This window comes from Acetobacter sp. ESL1128 (assembly GCF_058505085.1).
On record NZ_CP196369.1, the window covers coordinates 1,496,221 to 1,513,547 of the forward strand.

At 57.4% G+C, this 17,327-nt stretch carries 14 protein-coding genes; 10 read left to right on the forward strand and 4 right to left on the reverse strand.

The features are described from left to right. Positions 1 to 306 precede the first annotated feature (306 nt). The 4 genes from dnaA (at position 307) to gyrB (ending at position 6,704) form a co-directional block, all read left to right on the forward strand. Positions 307 to 1,746: a chromosomal replication initiator protein DnaA gene (gene dnaA / locus ACSYTG_RS06905; RefSeq protein WP_086646068.1), complete on the forward strand. Its 1,440-nt coding sequence runs from the start codon at positions 307 to 309 to the stop codon at positions 1,744 to 1,746. 117 nt (positions 1,747 to 1,863) lie between these two features. Then, a complete protein-coding gene (gene dnaN, locus ACSYTG_RS06910) occupies positions 1,864 to 2,988 on the forward strand; it encodes a DNA polymerase III subunit beta (protein WP_095348826.1) in 1,125 nt (374 codons plus the stop codon). A gap of 50 nt (positions 2,989 to 3,038) precedes the next feature. Next, positions 3,039 to 4,172, forward strand: a complete 1,134-nt coding sequence (recF, locus tag ACSYTG_RS06915; RefSeq protein WP_489784046.1) for a DNA replication/repair protein RecF — start codon at positions 3,039 to 3,041, stop codon at positions 4,170 to 4,172. A gap of 93 nt (positions 4,173 to 4,265) precedes the next feature. Beyond that, entirely contained in the window at positions 4,266 to 6,704 is a 2,439-nt protein-coding gene (gene gyrB, locus ACSYTG_RS06920; protein WP_491706405.1) for a DNA topoisomerase (ATP-hydrolyzing) subunit B, read from the forward strand. A 79-nt stretch (positions 6,705 to 6,783) separates the two neighbouring features. Here the strand turns inward: gyrB and kdsA are convergent, their stop codons facing one another. The 4 genes from kdsA to tpiA form a co-directional block, all read right to left on the reverse strand. After that, positions 6,784 to 7,620, reverse strand: a complete 837-nt coding sequence (gene kdsA, locus ACSYTG_RS06925; protein WP_489782802.1) for a 3-deoxy-8-phosphooctulonate synthase — start codon at positions 7,618 to 7,620, stop codon at positions 6,784 to 6,786. Next, on the reverse strand, positions 7,617 to 9,251 hold the full coding sequence (gene pyrG, locus ACSYTG_RS06930) for a CTP synthase (RefSeq protein ID WP_278741281.1): 1,635 nt from the start codon (positions 9,249 to 9,251) through the stop codon (positions 7,617 to 7,619). Before pyrG ends, kdsA begins: the two co-directional genes overlap by 4 nt. Before the next feature lie 143 nt (positions 9,252 to 9,394). After that, positions 9,395 to 9,739 (reverse strand): preprotein translocase subunit SecG, encoded by a 345-nt coding sequence (gene secG / locus ACSYTG_RS06935; RefSeq protein WP_086645984.1) that lies wholly within the window; start codon positions 9,737 to 9,739, stop codon positions 9,395 to 9,397. Positions 9,740 to 9,766: 27 nt separating this feature from the next. Beyond that, positions 9,767 to 10,507: a triose-phosphate isomerase gene (gene tpiA / locus ACSYTG_RS06940; protein ID WP_489782803.1), complete on the reverse strand. Its 741-nt coding sequence runs from the start codon at positions 10,505 to 10,507 to the stop codon at positions 9,767 to 9,769. Positions 10,508 to 10,739: 232 nt separating this feature from the next. On the opposite strand from tpiA, the gene ACSYTG_RS06945 reads away from it, so the two are divergent. Genes ACSYTG_RS06945 through moaC form a run of 6 tightly spaced genes read left to right on the forward strand, consistent with a single transcriptional unit; the run spans position 10,740 to position 17,320 of the window. Next, positions 10,740 to 12,656, forward strand: coding sequence for a peptidylprolyl isomerase (locus ACSYTG_RS06945; protein ID WP_489782804.1), 1,917 nt, complete (start codon positions 10,740 to 10,742; stop codon positions 12,654 to 12,656). A gap of 8 nt (positions 12,657 to 12,664) precedes the next feature. Beyond that, complete coding sequence (gene trpE, locus ACSYTG_RS06950) at positions 12,665 to 14,200, forward strand: anthranilate synthase component I (RefSeq protein ID WP_489782805.1); 1,536 nt, start codon at positions 12,665 to 12,667, stop codon at positions 14,198 to 14,200. 58 nt (positions 14,201 to 14,258) lie between these two features. Next, positions 14,259 to 14,855 carry an anthranilate synthase component II gene (locus ACSYTG_RS06955; protein WP_165924897.1) on the forward strand — a complete coding sequence of 199 codons (597 nt, stop codon included), beginning with the start codon at positions 14,259 to 14,261 and terminating at the stop codon, positions 14,853 to 14,855. Then, on the forward strand, positions 14,848 to 15,978 hold the full coding sequence (trpD, locus tag ACSYTG_RS06960) for an anthranilate phosphoribosyltransferase (RefSeq protein WP_489782806.1): 1,131 nt from the start codon (positions 14,848 to 14,850) through the stop codon (positions 15,976 to 15,978). The genes ACSYTG_RS06955 and trpD overlap by 8 nt, the downstream gene beginning before the upstream one ends. Beyond that, a complete protein-coding gene (gene trpC / locus ACSYTG_RS06965) occupies positions 15,975 to 16,841 on the forward strand; it encodes an indole-3-glycerol phosphate synthase TrpC (RefSeq protein ID WP_086645979.1) in 867 nt (288 codons plus the stop codon). The genes trpD and trpC overlap by 4 nt, the downstream gene beginning before the upstream one ends. Before the next feature lie 50 nt (positions 16,842 to 16,891). Next, complete coding sequence (gene moaC / locus ACSYTG_RS06970; protein WP_491706462.1) at positions 16,892 to 17,320, forward strand: cyclic pyranopterin monophosphate synthase MoaC; 429 nt, start codon at positions 16,892 to 16,894, stop codon at positions 17,318 to 17,320. The last annotated feature ends 7 nt before the right edge of the window (positions 17,321 to 17,327 follow it).

Consider the following 17,327-nt stretch of genomic DNA (forward strand, 5'->3'; position numbering starts at 1 on the left):
CGATTGTTTGCAGCAAAGCCGAATCATCAGGCCGATGGTTCGGCTTTGCTTTTTGTATGTGGCCATTCCCTGCCACAATCCTGCCCTGCGACCGGGAAATGCTTTTTCGTTGCCCGCGGGCATGACACTGCTTTATCTTGGTTGGAATACCCTTGAGCAAGCCAGACCAAAAAGAGTATCCACGGTCCTGCTGAGGCAAGGTATACGCATCAGGATAAACTAGCGCCGGCTGCCTGTGTTAGAGCACGGAAGCCGTTGAATTTTTTGCGCAGCACATGCGCCTTTAATGACCGCTCGGGAGCAAAAATGACAATCGGAGTGGACGATGACGAAAGCGCCTTTTCCCGACTGGAAGACAATAAAGGGCTTGCGGAATCGTGGCTGCGTATCTGTGGCCGCCTGAAAGGTGAGGTCGGGGAGGTTGAATACCGCACCTGGCTAACCCAGATTGCCCTCGGGCCGATTGATGGCGACGAAATTACGCTCCTTCTGCCCACCCGCTTTTTGCGCGACTGGGTCCGTAGCCAGTACGGAGACCGCCTGAACGAGCTGTGGCATAACGAGATTCCCTCCATTCGGCGGGTTGAATTGCAGGTTGCCCGCCCCGGCGACCCGGCTCCGCTACCCGTCACTGAAGTTGCCGCTGCACCAGCAAGTGCCGCTCCCATCCCCACGGAAGACAACAGCCCGGCAAGCCGCCCGGTTGCCGAAGTGCGCAGCGACCTCGTAACCGCGCTGGACAGCCGATTTACGTTTGACACGTTCGTTGTCGGCAAACCCAACGAATTTGCCTATGCCTGCGCGCGCAGGGTGGCTGAAAAACCCTCCAGCGTCGGCTTTAATCCGCTCTTCCTGTACGGTGGCGTCGGCTTGGGTAAAACGCACCTCATGCACGCCATTGGTGCGGAACTGGTTAAAAGCGGCAATGTCTCGGTGGCCTATATGTCCGCCGAAAAGTTCATGTACCGCTTTATTGCGGCCATTCGCTCCCAGTCCACGATCGAGTTCAAGGAGCAGCTTCGCTCCGTGGATGTCCTGATGATCGACGATCTTCAGTTCCTGATCGGTAAGGACAATACTCAGGAAGAATTCTTCCATACGTTTAACGCTCTGGTGGATGCCGGGCGGCAGATTGTGGTTTCGGCCGACAAGTCCCCCTCGGACCTGTCCGGGCTGGAGGATAGGCTCCGCACCCGTCTGGGCTGCGGCATGGTGGCAGATATTCACGCCACAACATTTGAACTGCGCATTTCCATTCTGGAAGCCAAGGCAGCTGCATCCGGTGTGGTGGTTCCCGCAAAGGTGCTTGAGTTCCTTGCACACAAGATCACATCCAATGTGCGTGAACTTGAAGGCGCACTGAACCGCCTGATCGCCCACGCCAACCTGTTTGGCCGGCCGGTCACGCTCGAAGCCACGCAGGATGTGCTGCACGATATTCTCAAGGCCCACGACCGGCGTGTGACCATTGAGGAAATCCAGAAAAAAGTGGCTGAACACTGGAATATCCGCTTAACGGACATGTCCTCCGCCCGCCGTGCGCGCAACGTGGCACGCCCGCGTCAGGTGGCCATGTATCTGGCCAAGCAGTTGACCAGCCGCTCGCTACCCGAAATTGGCCGCAAGTTTGGTAATCGTGACCACACCACAGTCATGCACGCAGTTAATCGCGTAACGGAACTAATGGAACGTGACGCAGCATTTGCAGAAGATGTGGAACTGATGCGCCGCATGCTGGAGAGCTAGAACCAGCACCTTCAAAAAGATTGACGGATAAACGCGGCCTGTTAGTTTTAGAATGGATAAGACGGGTTCCATCTCCGCTCAGGAGTGCAGAACTTGCTGTGCAGGAAAGAGGGATACATGAAGTTTTCGGCAGAGCGCGCAACGCTCCTTAAAGCGTTGGCTCATATCCAGAGCGTGGCGGAAAAGCGTAACACCATTCCCATTCTCGCCAACGTGCTCATGCAGGCTACAAACGGGCAGCTATGCCTAAAGGCCACCGACATGGAAATCGAGGTGGTTGAAACCGTACCAGCCACCATCACGCGGGAAGGGGCCACGACTGCTCCGGCATCCGTGCTGTACGAAATCGTGCGTAAGCTGCCTGATGGCGTTGAAGTTGAGCTCGACCAGACAGACAGCGATGGCCAGCTTCACCTGCGCGCAGGCCGCTATGCCACCCACCTGAATGTGCTGAGCGTTGACGATTTTCCGTCCATGGGGGCAGGGGACTTCCCGCACAAGTTTCAGTTGAATGGTGCTGTTCTGCGTTCGCTGATCGACCGCACGCGCTTTGCCATTTCCACGGAAGAAACACGCTATTACCTGAACGGCATTTTCCTGCATGCCGCAGATATTGACGGCAAACCGCTACTCCGCGCCGTTGCCACGGACGGCCACCGTCTGGCACGGGTAGAAGCAGAAATGCCCGCAGGTGCCGCAGGCATGCCCGGCGTGATCATCCCGCGTAAAACCGTGGCAGAACTGCGCAAGCTGATTGATGAAGCACCGGAAGATATTGCCGTTGCCCTTTCTGAAACCAGAATTCAGTTCACGGTTGGGCCGATCACCCTGACCTCCAAACTGATAGACGGCACCTTCCCCGAATACGAACGTGTTATTCCGCGCAATAACACGCGTATTTTGCGCGTTGGCAAAAAAGACTTCTCCGATGCCGTGGCGCGTGTGGCTGCCATTAGCCAGGAACGCTCCCGCCCGGTTAAGCTGATGCTTGAACCCGGCCTGCTTACCCTCTCCGCCAGCAGCGCAGAACAGGGGACCGCCAAGGAAGAGCTGGACGACAACCGGATTTCCTATGATGCTGAATCGCTGGAAATCGGCTTTCAGGCCCGCTACCTGAACGATATTACCGATCAGGTGGAAAAAGAGGTCGAGTTCTGCTTTGCGGATAGCGCATCCCCCACCATTGTCCGGGATGTGGATAGCCCGTCCGCCTTGTATGTTCTGATGCCGATGCGCGTGTGACAAGCGCCGCACCACGCCTGCACACATCACCCACCTTGTTCGCCAGCAAGGTGGGGCAACCTTCCACACGGTTGCAACTGGCCAGACTGACCCTCTGCCGCTTTCGGAACTACGACCAGCTCACCCTTTGCCCTCAGGCCCCCATTGTTGTGCTGACGGGGGAAAACGGCAGCGGGAAAACCAACCTGCTCGAAGCGGCTTCGCTCCTCACGCCCGGTCGCGGCCTGCGCGGTGCATCCCTTGGCCAGTTTGGCCAGAATGGAAGTGCCCATTGGGGGATTTCCTCCCAAATTATGGTTGACGGCGACCCCATGGAACTTGGCACGGGGCTTCAGCCCGGGACCGATACCCCACGCCGCATTTTTCTGCTCAACGGCAAACCCCTTCGCAACCAGAACACGTGGGAAAACCCTCTGGCCGCTGTATGGCTAACCCCACAGATGGACCGGCTGTTCAGCGAAAGCGCATCTGGCCGGAGGCGTTTTCTGGATCGGCTGGTCATGGCCGCTTATCCCCACCATGCGCGCGAACTGGCAGCGTATGACCGCGCCATGAGCCAGAGAAACCGCCTGCTGCAAACCCGCGCCAATGAACCCGTCTGGTTATCCGGGCTGGAGGCCGCCATGGCGCGGCATGGAGCATCGGTCACTGCGGCACGGAATGAGACCGTCCGCCAGATCAACCTCTATGCCCAGCAGGATATGGATGCCTTTCCTGCGGTGCAGATCAAACTTCTCTGCGCCATAGCGGACAAGCTTGAGCAGCATCCTGCCTTGCATGTAGAAGATTGGCTCAAGGAACAACTCGCCACATCGCGCATGGTGGACCGAGAAAAAGGGCGCACCAGTCTTGGTGTGCATAAGAGCGACTTCGCGCTTACTGATCTTAAAAAACAGCTCCCGGCAGCACTTGCCAGCACCGGCCAGCAAAAATCTCTGCTCATCGGGCTTATTCTGGCCCATGCCCGTCTGGTTAGCGACCACAGAGGAACAGCACCGCTGTTACTGCTGGATGAACCTCTGGTCCATCTGGACGAACAGCGCCGGTTATCTTTGCAAAAAATTCTACAAAATTTTCAAAGTACTGTGCTCATAACCGGCACGGACCAAGCGCCGTTTGCGCCATTGCAGGGACATGCCGAGTTTGCAACGCTCCGGCAGGGCGCTTTTTTGTCGATCTGCTGACAAAAGGGGCCTTCGGGCGCTGGTCGCAATGCCATGGGCGGAGTATAAGACCACAATGGCTTCCATTCTTTTTTTGCGGAGTGCAGCATTCTTATGACAGACCTCTCTCAGCCTACGCCATCTGCTGGTACCGAAGAGTATGATGCCGCGTCTATCTCTGTGCTGAAGGGGCTTGATGCTGTCCGCAAACGGCCCGGAATGTACATTGGTGATACTGATGATGGTTCCGGCCTGCACCACATGGCATTCGAGATCATTGATAACGCGGTGGACGAGGCGCAGGCCGGGTTTGCATCGCGCTGTGTTCTCACCCTTAATGCAGACGGCAGTGTAACTGTTCGTGATAACGGGCGCGGCATTCCAACCGATATGCACCACGAGGAAGGCATCAGTGCCGCCGAAGTGGTGCTGACCCGCCTGCATGCAGGCGGCAAGTTCAACCAGAACTCCTACAAGGTTTCTGGCGGGCTGCATGGCGTGGGTGCAGCCGTTGTAAACGCGCTTTCGGAATGGATGGAAGTGCGCATCTGGCGCAATGGCCATGAACACTGCATCCGCTTCCATGATGGTGAGCGCGATGCCCCGCTTGAGGTTGTCGGCCCGTCGGCTGAAGAATCCGGCACTCAGGTCACCTTCAAACCCAGCCTGCAGACCTTCCCCAAGATCGAGTTCGACTTTACCATTCTCGAACGCCGGCTCCGCGAACTGGCTTTTTTGAACTCGGGCTTGAAAATTGTTCTGCGGGACGCCCGCGTTACCCCTGTGCGGGAAGAAACATTCTACTATGAGGGCGGCCTGGAAGCCTTTGTAAACTGGCTTGACCGTTCACGCACATCCCTGATCACCCCGCCAATTACCGGCAGTCTGGAAAACCCGGACAATGGGATCAAGGTTGAATTTGCACTGAGCTGGAATGACAGTTTTCATGAAACCATGCTCTGCTTCACCAACAATATTCCTCAAAGGGATGGTGGGGCACATCTGGCAGGTTTCCGCCAGGCTCTGACCCGTGTTGTTGGCAAATATGCTGAAAGCATTGCCAAAAAAGACGCCCAGTCCCTTCAGGGTGAAGATATGCGTGAAGGCTTAACCGCCGTTCTGTCGGTTAAAGTGCCGGACCCCAAATTTTCGTCCCAGACCAAAGACAAGCTTGTTTCCTCCGAAGTGCAGCCTGTGGTGCACGCGGCTGCGGCCGATATTATTGCCCACTGGTTTGAAACCCACCCCAAGGAAGCAAAGACTGTTGTTTCCAAGGTGCTGGACGCTGCATCGGCGCGTGAGGCCGCACGCAAGGCGCGTGAACTGACACGCCGCAAAGGCATTCTGGATGTTTCGTCCCTTCCGGGTAAGCTGGCCGATTGTCAGGCCCGCGACCCCGCCAAAGCTGAACTGTTTATTGTGGAAGGGGATTCCGCAGGCGGCACGGCAAAACAGGGCAGGGACCGGCGCTTTCAGGCTATTCTGCCGCTCAAAGGTAAAATCCTGAACGTCGAACGTGCCCGTTTTGATCGCATGCTTGGCTCGGCTGAAATTGGCACGCTGATTACCGCTCTGGGCACAGGCATTGGCCGTGGGGAAGTTGATCAGGGTGGTTTTTCCATAGAAAAGCTCCGTTACCATCGCATTGTCATCATGACTGACGCTGACGTGGACGGGTCCCACATTCGTACTCTGCTGCTGACCTTCTTCTTCCGCCAGATGCCTGAACTGATCGAACGCGGTTACCTCTACATTGCCCAGCCTCCCCTATACCGGGCCAAGCGCGGGAATGAAGAAACCTACCTGAAGGATGATGCAGCACTGGAGCAATATCTGCTGGATAAAGCGCTCAGCAATGCAAGCTTTGTCTATGCCGATGGTCGCACGGTCAGCAATACGGAGCTGGAGGCTGATCTGCCGTTTATCCGGCAGGCGTGTCAGGCTATTTCCCGCATTTCCACACGCATTCCCGCGTGGATTGTCGAGCAGGTTGCTCTTGCTGGTGCGCTCAGCGCTGACCTTGAACAGCTCCAGCAGCGCATGCCCGCACTCCAGCAGCGGTTGGATGGGGCGTCTCCCACCACCGAGCGGGGGTGGAAGGCCGTTGCCAGCGTGGATGGTGTAGAACTCGCACGTAATGTACGCGGCGTTGGGGAAATGTACCGCATAGACCCCGCCACACTGGCAGGCGCGGATGCACGTTGGCTGACAGCCCAACTGGCACGGTTGCAGAAAGACTTTGAAACCGGCGTTGTGCTGAAGTTTGAAACCACGGAACACCGCCTGAACGGGCCGTCTGACCTGTTTACGCGCCTGCTTGCACAGGGTCGCCGTGGCCTTGCCATTAACCGCTTTAAAGGTCTGGGCGAAATGAACGACGCACAGCTTTGGGAAACCACACTGGACCCCGCCATGCGTACCCTTTTGCAGGTACGCGTTGGGGATGTGGAAGAAGCCGGAGATGTGTTTACAACCCTAATGGGCGATGTGGTTGAGCCACGCCGTGACTTTATTGTGGGTAACGCGCTTAAGGTCGCCAATCTGGACGTCTAAGACGCCCCACCTGCTTACAAAAAAGACGCCATGGCCTCCATGCCATGGCGTCTTTTTTTATGCGCAATGCCTGTGGCTGTCACCGCCCTTTGATCAGGCTATCTATGGCCCGGAATTTCTTGAGCAAGGCGGGCAACTGGCTGATGGGTAACATGTTCGGCCCATCACTCGGCGCTTTGTCCGGGTCTTCATGTGTTTCTATGAACAGTGCGGCTACACCAATGGCCAATGCCGCACGGGAGAGAATGGGGGCAAACTCACGCTGCCCACCGCTTGCAGTCCCCATGCCACCCGGCTGCTGCACCGAATGTGTCGCATCAAACACCACAGGGAAGCCAGTCTGAGCCATAATCGGTAGGCCGCGCATATCATTCACCAGCGTATTGTAGCCAAAGCTGGTCCCACGTTCGCACAGCAGCACGCGCTGGTTACCGGTTGAAGCAACCTTGGCGGCAACGTGCTGCATGTCCCACGGGGCAAGAAACTGCCCTTTTTTAATATTGACTGCCGCACCGGTTTTACCTGCCGCCAGAAGCAGATCCGTCTGCCGGCACAAAAAAGCAGGAATTTGCAGCACATCCACGGCTTCCGCCACCGGAGCGCATTGCTCTGCCGTATGCACGTCTGTCAGAACCGGCAGAGCGTATGTCTGGCGAATATCGGCCAGAATAGCCAGCCCGTCCTTTAGCCCAACCCCTCGTGTACTGGAGAGGCTGGTACGGTTGGCTTTGTCAAACGAGCTTTTATAAATCAGCCCCACACCAGCAGCCTGACAGATCTCTTTAAGAGCTGCGGCTGTTTCCATGGCATGGGTAGCCGATTCAATCTGGCATGGTCCTGCGATCAGCACAAAAGGCAAATTATTCCCAATACTTAGCCCACCAATTTCAACTGGTGCGCCAATGGCCGGGATCATGCCTGTTTTGCCTTGGCAACAGCAGCCCCCACAAACCCGGCGAACAGGGGATGCGGCGCAAAGGGGCGGGATTTAAGTTCAGGGTGATACTGCACGGCAATAAACCATGGGTGATCAGGGTATTCGACCACTTCTGGCAGAATACCATCTGGGGACAGGCCGGAAAAACGCAGACCCGCTTTTTCAAGCTGATCCTTGTAATGGATATTCACTTCATACCGGTGGCGATGACGTTCGCGAATGGTGTTGGTTCCGTAAGCTTCCGCAACACGGGAGCCGGGCACCAGAGTGGCCGGGTAAGCGCCCAGACGCATGGTGCCGCCCAGTTCCCCACCTTCGCTCCGGCGCAAACGTTCATTACCACGTGCCCACTCGGTCATCAGGCCGACCAGCGGTTCTTCTGTCCGGCCGAATTCGGTGGAGGATGCATCGCTCAAACCGGCAAGATTGCGGGCGCATTCAATAACCGCCATCTGCATGCCAAAACAGATGCCAAGGAACGGAATGCCTTTTTCGCGCGCATAGCGAATGGCTTCAATTTTACCCTGAGAACCACGCTCGCCAAAACCACCAGGCACCAGAATGGCATCTGCATGGCCCAGTTTTTCTTCCAGCGTGGCAGGATTTTTTTCAAACTGCTCAGAATCAATCCAGTCGAGTGTCACTTTAACACGGTGGGCAATCCCCCCATGCAACATGGCCTCATTCAGGGATTTGTAGCTATCGAGCAGGGCTGTGTATTTACCCACCACAGCCACGCGCACTTCCCCTGCGGGGTGGCGCAGGGCGTCCACAATGTTCTGCCAGTTGGAAAGATCGGGCTCTTCAGCATACGGCAGATCAAAGTAACGCAGAACTTCCGTATCCATCCCTTCCGCATGGTAAGAGAGGGGGCAGGCGTAAATCGTATCCACATCCCGTGCGGCAATAACCGCTTCAGGGCGAACGTTACAGAAGTTTGCAATCTTGCGGCGCTCGGTCGGGGGGATCGGGCGATCACAGCGGCAGAGCAGGATTTGCGGCTGAAGGCCTACGTTCTGCAATTCCTTGACCGAGTGCTGGGTCGGCTTTGTTTTAAGCTCCCCGGCAGAAGGAATCCACGGCAGCAGTGTCAGATGGACCACCATGGTCTGATCCATGCCCAGATCATTCCGCAACTGGCGAATGGCTTCAAGGAACGGCAGGCTTTCAATATCCCCTACGGTTCCGCCAATTTCGACCAGAACAAAGTCCAGATCATCCGTGTTGGCAACCACCACGTCCTTAATGGCATCTGTAATATGGGGGATAACCTGCACGGTGGCCCCCAGATAATCTCCGCGCCGCTCACGCACGATCACGTCAGAGTAAATACGCCCGGTTGTCGCGTTGTCCTCTTTCGTGGCGTTAACACCTGTAAAACGCTCGTAGTGGCCGAGGTCGAGGTCCGTTTCTGCTCCATCATCAGTTACGAACACCTCACCATGCTGGTAAGGGCTCATGGTGCCGGGGTCCACGTTCAGGTAGGGGTCCAGCTTGCGCAGGCGGACCTTGTAGCCACGCGCCTGCAAAAGCGCTGCGAGAGCGGCTGAAGCAATGCCCTTGCCTAGAGAGGACACCACACCACCAGTAATAAAGACAAAGCGTGTCATGAGCAGAATTCCTACACGGACTGGAGCGGGTGGAGAAGGATAAACAAACACAATCCACCGCATGCATTGCTGCATGCGGGGGACAAAAACTCATAACCTTCTCTGTAAACCAACCGGATATCAGAGAAGGATGTCAGCATTTTTCAGGGCTTGGGAGCCGCAGGGGGCGCCTGAGTCTGGACTGCGGGCGGAGCCGTAGTTGCCACGGGGGCAGTTTCCGCCGGGGGCTGGGCCAGAATGTCGTGCCCGGCACCGGTTACGCCACCTTTATAGAGCATGGCGAGCAGGAGAGAGAGCAGCATGAACAGCCCTGCCAGAACGGCCGTTGTGCGGGTCAGCAGGTTGGCCGTCCCGCGGCCGGACATAAAGGCGCCCATACCCTGACTGTTACCAATACCAAGGCCGCCACCTTCGCTCCGCTGAATCAGCACAACGCCAATCAGAGCAATGGTGACACAGAAATGCAGGATCAGCAGGGCTGTCGTCATGTCGGGTTCCAGATCAAAGCAGCAATGTCAGGCAGCGGATGCTGCGTTGACAATAGAAAGAAATGCATCCGCCTTAAGGCTCGCGCCACCAACCAGTGCGCCCGCAACCTCGGGAATGGAAAGAACGGAAACAGCATTCCCGGCGTTTACGGACCCTCCATACAGGATTTTGATAGTTTTTCCAGCCTCACCAAACTGTCGGACCAATTCGGCACGCAGGAAAGACATGGTCTGGGCTATCTGGTCGGTTGTCGCGGCAAGCCCCGTCCCAATGGCCCAGATGGGTTCGTAAGCCACAATACCGGCAAAACCATCGGGAAGCGAGCCCTTGATCTGCCAGCCAAGCACATCTTCGTACTCACCGCTCTCACGCTGATCTTCCGTCTCGCCAATGCAGACAATCGGGGTCAGGCCCGACTTGGTAGCGGCCACGGCTTTTTCACGTACGGTTTCGTCCAGCTCACCGTGTTCCTGCCGCCGCTCTGAATGACCGAGAATCACGTAGCTGACGCCAAGGTCTGCCAGCATGGTGGAGGAAATATCACCCGTATGCGCTCCGGCAGCATCCTTATGGCAATCCTGCGCACCAAGGCCGATAGGGGAGACATCCAGCGCTGGCTGCACAAGTGCCAGCTGCGTAAAGGGGGGGCAGACAACCACATCCGGCGCAGTAGCGGGCAGACCGCTTACCAGCGCCTGTACCAGCGCCTGTGCGTCCTGGCGTGTACCATTCATTTTCCAATTGCCGACAATAATCTGCCTGCTCATACCCTTCCTCCAGTTCCTGTGCTGCCACGCGCTGCATGTGCGTCTGCCATGGCACTGTTAGCAACAGGCTAAACCATACACGCACACTCAGGCGCAAGAGAGGGTTTATACCTTATTGCTGCCTCACAACGGTTAAGTCTGGTCAAGCGGCACACCTCCGCTTATGGTGCCGCCCCAAGATGTGCTGCAATCAGCATAAACCATTTATGATGAGCTGTGGATCCATAGGGTCATGATTTCCTACCTGCGCCGAGTACTTGTTGAATCGTGGCTGGGCCGCGTTGTTGCCATTGTTATTTTTCTGGCCTTTGTCGGCTGGGGTATTGGCGACGTTATTGGCTTCATGAGCGAAGAGACGGATGTGGTGGCCCGGGTTGGCCAGCACCGCATACCCACGCGTGACCTAGCCATGGCCCTGCGCTCTGAAATGCCAACAATCACCCAGCAGATGGGGGTCAAAGACCCTTCTGCCCTGTCTCCCATCATGCAGGGGCAGATTGCGCGCCAGATTTTGCAACGCCTGATTGCACAGGCCGAACTGCTTGAGGCCGCTCGCCAGCTTAAAATCATTGTGCCGGATTCCGCCATCAGGGAAGAAGTGTTTTCCCTCCCTTACTTCAAAGGGCCTACTGGCCAGTTTGACCGCGCCGTGTTCAACCAGCGCCTGAGTGCGCAAGGGTTAAGTGAACAGCAGGTGCTGGACATGATCCGCGACGACCTGACCGTACGCACCCTGCTGCAACCCATGGCGCAGGGAAGCCGGGTCTCCAACATCCTGCTCAAAACTCTGGTCGATTACGGCGCAACCACGCGCATGGTGGACCTGATCAGCATTCCCGTTGCAGCGCAGCCGGCACCTCCCGCGCCGGATACGGCAACCTTGCAGCGCTATTATACGAACCATGTGTGGCTTTTTGGCACCCCGGAATTGCGGCATGCACGCATTGTGGTCCTGTCCCCCCAAACCGTGGCGGATACGATTACAATGGATGATACACAGCTCAAGCGCGCGTATGATGCACAAAGCAGCCACTACAACGTGCCAGAAACCCGCGATATTCAGCTGATCACAGCCGCATCCGAAGCTGACGCCCAGAAAATCGCCGATGCATGGACGCTCAAAGGGAGCTGGCAGGCTGCGCAAGGTGCCGTCAAAGGCGCTGCATCGGTGGAAATGCCGGGCGCTCGCCCCACGACCATTCCTTCTGACGTACTCAAGCAGGTTCTGTTTCAGGCACCGCAAGGGCAGGTTACGGGGCCGGTTAAAACCGAAATGGGCTGGTCTGTTTTCCGCGTGACCAAAATCCTGCCCGCGCATAGCACCTCCTTTGTAGATGCCCGGCAGGAAATTTTGCAGCAATACCGGACTGCGGCCGCACCGTCGGTTGTGGCCGAACGCCGCCGGCAGCTGCAGGACGCCATTGCTGGCAAAGGGCTGGACGCCATTCCGGATACAATTGGTGCCGCTGCCATTTCCGGCTCACTGGACGCGCAGGGCAATACGGCAGAAAAACAGCCGGCTCCGATTCCGGCTTCGGGCAAGCTGCGCGATGCCATTGTGCATCAGGTCTTTGCCCAGAAAGCCGGAGATCCGCCTAATCTGCTCGAAGGTCCGGATAACAGCTGGTTTGCAGTTGAGGTTGATTCCATAACACCCGCTACCCCCCGCTCGTTTGAGCAGGCAAAGGGCGACGTGCTGGCTGCATGGCAGGCCGATACCCGCCACCACACGGCAGACCAGCAGGCAACGGCCTTGTTTCTGGCAGCCCGCCAGAAGGGAAGCATTGCGGGCCAGACAGCCTCTGGCATTCAGGTTGCCCGTGACATTCCATTCTCCTTCACCAACCCCGGCAAGGCCCTGCCGCCCGAAATTGCCAGCTACATCCCCCGCATGAAGGCGGGGCAGGCGGTTATGGCTGAAAATGCAGATACTTTTTTTGTCGCTGTGGTGACCAAGGTTTTTGTACCCAATCCTCCAGCACCCATTGATGTTCTGCAAAAGCTGAAAAACAACCTGACACAGGCCTATGGTGATGATCTGGCGGCCAGCTATGTGCAGGACCTTAACAAGCGGCTGCCCCCGCACATTAACAACGCCGCCATTCAGGCGGCCCTGTCTGCCGCCGGATTTGGGGGACCAGTCCAGTGAACCCGGGCATGAAGGCGCACACGGCGGCATCCCCCAGTAAACAGGACTGCATTGCGGCATGGGAAGCGGGCAGGGGTTCCATTATTTATTCTGTGGAACCTGCCGACCTGCTGACCCCGGTCTCTGCCTATATGCGGCTGGCACATCTAGAAGGTGGCACAGGGCAATATACCTTGCTGCTGGAAAGTGTGGAGGGCGGCGTCACCCGCGGTCGCTACTCCGTTATTGCCCTGCGGCCAGATCTGGTATGGACCTGCCATGACGGCAAGGTCAGCACCAGCACATGCCATAACGGCCTGCCTGCAAAAGCTGTACCAGACGAAGGTACTGCACCACTGGCCAGCCTGCGTGCCCTCATCCACGCGTCCCGCATGGACCTCCCGCCCGAACTCCCCCCCATGATTGGTGGCCTGTTCGGGTATCTGGGGTACGACATGGTGCGCCAGATGGAACACCTGCCAGACGCACCACCAGACGACCTGAACCTGCCAGAATCCATTCTGATGCGCCCGGGTCTGTTTGCTGTTTTTGATACGGTAACGGACGAGCTTATTCTGGCGACCCCCGTCCGCCCCAATGCGGCCGACACGGCACCAGAAGCATGGGAACGCGCTCAGGCATTGCTCCAACGTGCCAGAGACTGCCTGAGCGGGGCACTCCCATCGGCAGACATTCCGGCGAATGTTCCAGCCTTTGTCGAACCCACGTCCACGTTCACACATAACGATTTTTGCGCCGCCATCACCCGTATTCAGGACTATATCGCTGCGGGCGATGCGTTTCAGGTTGTGCCAAGCCAGCGTTTTTCAACAGCTTTTGCGCTGCCATCACTCTCCCTCTACCGTGCGCTCCGGCGCATAAATCCAGCTCCTTTCCTGTTCCATCTGGATTTTGGGGGCTTCTCGCTGGTCGGGTCATCCCCCGAGATCCTCGTGCGGCTCAGGGACGGTAAAATGACCGTACGGCCTTTGGCGGGAACACGCCCGCGCGGCAAAACCGCGGCTGAGGATCTGGCACTTGAGCAGGATCTTCTGGCCGATCAGAAAGAAATCGCCGAGCATCTGATGCTGATTGACCTGGGCCGGAATGATGTCGGGCGGGTATGCTCCCCCGGCTCCGTGAAGGTCACGGAGCGGTTTGTGATCGAGCGGTTCAGCCACGTCATGCATATTTCCTCCAATGTGGAGGGCACGCTCAAGCCTGATCTGGAAGCGCTGGACGCCTTGGTTGCGGCTTTTCCCGCAGGAACCCTGACCGGCGCCCCCAAAATCCGCGCCATGGAAATTATTGACGAGGTCGAACGGACCCGTCGCGCCACCTATGCCGGTTGCATAGGTTATTTTGGTGCAGGGGGGGATATGGACACCTGCATTGGCCTGCGCATGGCCGTTGTCAAAGACGGTGCCATGCACGTGCAGGCAGGTTGCGGGGTTGTAGCGGATAGTGTGCCGGAATCAGAGTATGAAGAAACCCAGCACAAAGCCCGCGCCGTGTTCCGCGCAGCCGAGGAAGCCTTGATAATGGCACGGACAGGCCGCGGGTAAACCGCGCCTTTCCGACACGTCATTTGACCCGTGCGCACGAAAAGGTCATCATTCCGCCATGATCCTACTGATCGACAATTATGACAGCTTTACCTTCAACCTGGTCCACTATCTGGGCGAACTGGGTGAGGAGTGCGACGTCCGCCGGAACGATACGCTCAGCGTGGCAGAGGCCATGGCCCTTGCCCCGGACGCCATTGTTCTGTCTCCCGGCCCCTGCTCCCCGAACGAGGCAGGGATCTGCTGTGATCTGATAGCCGCCGCTGCTGGCAAGATACCTGTTTTTGGTGTCTGCCTTGGTCACCAGTCCATCGGGCAGGTGTTTGGGGCGCAGGTTGTGCGCTCTCCAACCCCCATGCACGGCAAGATCAGCCCTGTTTTTCATAACGGGACGGACGTTTTTGAAGGGCTCCCCAGCCCGTTCAATGCAACCCGTTACCACAGCCTGACCCTTGAACCTTCCAGCATCCCAGATGACTTGGAAGTTACGGCATGGACCGCCGATGGCGTGATTATGGGCGTACGGCACAAGCAGCACCCCATCTCGGGCGTACAGTTCCACCCCGAGAGCATTGCATCGGAACATGGGCATGATCTGCTCCGCAATTTTCTGACCCACGCACGGGCATGGACAGCGGGCCTGCTCCATGCCTGAGCCCGCCACTACGATTGGCAGCACGGAAGATCCTGCATTTTTTTCCGGGGTTCTGCATGCGCTTGCACAACGTAAAAGCCTGAGTGCTGCACAGGCCGAAGCCGCATTTGGCAGCATTATGGATGGCAATGTTCCACCCGAACGGATTGCCGCTTTTTTAATGGCATTACGCGTGCGCGGGGAAACACAGGATGAGCTTTTTGGCGCTGTAACGGCCCTGCGGCAGCGGATGTACCCTGTCCCCAACGCTCCCGACAACACGATTGATGTCTGTGGCACGGGGGGGGATAATTACGGCACGCTGAATGTTTCCACCGCCGTCGCCTTTGTGCTGGCAGCGCTTGGGGTGCCCGTAGCCAAACATGGCAACAGAGCCATTTCCTCCCTCGCCGGAGCGTCCGACGTGCTGGCGGCTCTGTGCGTGCCATTGTCTTCCAATGCAGAGGTTCTTGCCGAACAGCTTGCGCGCCACCATGTGGTGTTTATGGCCGCACCGCACCACCACCCGGCCATGCGGCATGCGGCGGGTGCCAGAAAAGTGCTGGCGCTGCCCACGTTGTTCAATCTGGTTGGTCCCATGGTTAATCCGGCTGGTGTCAAACGCCAGCTTATGGGGGTTTTTTCCACCCAGTGGCTCCGTCCCGTTACGGAAGTGCTGGCCCGTCTGGGGTCGGAATGTGTGTGGACGGTCTGCGGCCAGCCGCAGGACGGGCAGGGCGGGATAGACGAAATAACACTGGCAGGCCCCACGCAGGCTGTAGCGCTTGAAAACGGGCAGATTCAGTCCCACCTGATTGAGCCGGACATGGCGGGCCTGCCTTACGCCCCCGTATCCGCCATTAAAGGGGGCGATGCCCGGCATAACGCGCAGGCGCTGGAAGCACTCCTGCGTGGCGCACACGGGGCGTACCGTGATACGGTTCTGTTGAACGCGGCATTTGCGCTGCATGTTGCCGGTCAACAGACTGTCCTGCACAATGGCCGGATTGACCCGGCCAGCCTCAGGAACAGTGTGGCAACCGCCGCACGCTCACTCGACAACGGCACTGCCCTTGCGGTGCTTAATGGTTTACGTGCATCACGTTCGGATGCACACGCCGGAGACATGACAGGACAATCATGAACGATACATCCTCCACGTCCACTGTAGCTTCCGCTGCCGTCACACCTGACTGCAAAGTAGATGAACTGCCAGACGTTCTGGCCCGCATCTGTGCGCGGACACGGCTGGAAGTGGAACATCGCTCCACGCTGCACCCCTTAAAGGAAGTTGTAGCCAAAGCGCAGGAAACCAAGGAAGCACCTCGGGGCTTCGGTCGTGCGCTCAAGGAAAAAGCAGCTGACCGCGCCGTGGGCCTGATTGCCGAGATCAAGAAGGCATCTCCTTCTGCCGGTATCTTGCAGGAAGAATACGACCCCGCGCGGATCGCCCTAGCCTACGAACAGGCCGGAGCAGCCTGCATTTCCGTGCTAACGGAAAGCTCATGCTTCCACGGTGCAAACGAGGATCTGGCAACAGCCCGGGCCGCCTGTGCGCTGCCAGTCCTGCGCAAGGACTTTATTCTCGACCCGTGGCAGGTTTACGAAAGCCGGATGATCGGTGCTGACTGCATCTTGCTGATCATGTCCATTCTGACAGATGAAATGGCGCTGGAACTGGTTGATCACGCCAAGGGTCTGGATATGGACGTTCTGGTGGAAGTACATGATGAGGACGAACTGAACCGCGCACTGGCGCTGGACACGTTCCTGATCGGTATTAACAACCGTAACCTCAAGACCCTGACAACAGACATCAACACCACCAGCCAGCTTGCCCCTCTGGTGCCGCCTGACCGGATTATCATCTCCGAAAGCGGGATTAAAACACACGAGGAAATTGCCCAGCTTGCCTCTATTGGGGTCACGGGCTTTCTGGTCGGTGAAACGCTGCTCCGCCAGCCAGACCCCGGAGCTGCTGCACGCACACTGCTCGGACTGAAGTAACAGTGCGCGAACAGCCCCTGACCCATCTGGATTCATCCGGGCATGCCCGGATGGTGGATGTATCCGATAAGGACGAGACCTTCCGCAAGGCCATTGCGGCAGCAGAAGTGCATATGCAGCGCCACACGCTGGATCTGATTGTCTCGGGCTCCATGCCCAAAGGGGATGTGCTGGCAACAGCCCGGATTGCGGGGATTATGGCCGCAAAAAAAACGGCTGATGTTATCCCCCTCTGCCACCCGTTGCGCCTGACATCTGTCACGCTTGATCTTGTCGCTATAGATGACAAAATCGAGATCACTGCGGCTGTTACAACAAAAGACGCAACCGGAGTGGAAATGGAGGCGTTGACTGCGGTATCTGTCGCGGCCCTCACACTCTATGACATGTGCAAGGCCGTTGACCGTAGCATGCGCATCGACAATATCCGGCTACAGCACAAAAGCGGTGGCAGATCAGGAGAATATAACGCCAAATAACCAAGGT

Bases quoted from the DNA above. Each gene is read 5' to 3' on its own strand.
- ACSYTG_RS06945 (WP_489782804.1), top strand. From the start codon at position 10,740: ATGATTTCCTACCTGCGCCGAGTACTTGTTGAATCGTGGCTGGGCCGC.
- moaC (WP_491706462.1), top strand. From the start codon at position 16,892: ATGGTGGATGTATCCGATAAGGACGAGACCTTCCGCAAGGCCATTGCG.
- tpiA (WP_489782803.1), bottom strand. From the start codon at position 10,507: ATGAGCAGGCAGATTATTGTCGGCAATTGGAAAATGAATGGTACACGC.
- dnaN (WP_095348826.1), top strand. From the start codon at position 1,864: ATGAAGTTTTCGGCAGAGCGCGCAACGCTCCTTAAAGCGTTGGCTCAT.
- ACSYTG_RS06955 (WP_165924897.1), top strand. From the start codon at position 14,259: ATGATCCTACTGATCGACAATTATGACAGCTTTACCTTCAACCTGGTC.
- gyrB (WP_491706405.1), top strand. From the start codon at position 4,266: ATGACAGACCTCTCTCAGCCTACGCCATCTGCTGGTACCGAAGAGTAT.
- trpC (WP_086645979.1), top strand. From the start codon at position 15,975: ATGAACGATACATCCTCCACGTCCACTGTAGCTTCCGCTGCCGTCACA.
- pyrG (WP_278741281.1), bottom strand. From the start codon at position 9,251: ATGACACGCTTTGTCTTTATTACTGGTGGTGTGGTGTCCTCTCTAGGC.
- secG (WP_086645984.1), bottom strand. From the start codon at position 9,739: ATGACGACAGCCCTGCTGATCCTGCATTTCTGTGTCACCATTGCTCTG.
- dnaA (WP_086646068.1), top strand. From the start codon at position 307: ATGACAATCGGAGTGGACGATGACGAAAGCGCCTTTTCCCGACTGGAA.
- trpD (WP_489782806.1), top strand. From the start codon at position 14,848: ATGCCTGAGCCCGCCACTACGATTGGCAGCACGGAAGATCCTGCATTT.
- kdsA (WP_489782802.1), bottom strand. From the start codon at position 7,620: ATGATCCCGGCCATTGGCGCACCAGTTGAAATTGGTGGGCTAAGTATT.
- trpE (WP_489782805.1), top strand. From the start codon at position 12,665: ATGAAGGCGCACACGGCGGCATCCCCCAGTAAACAGGACTGCATTGCG.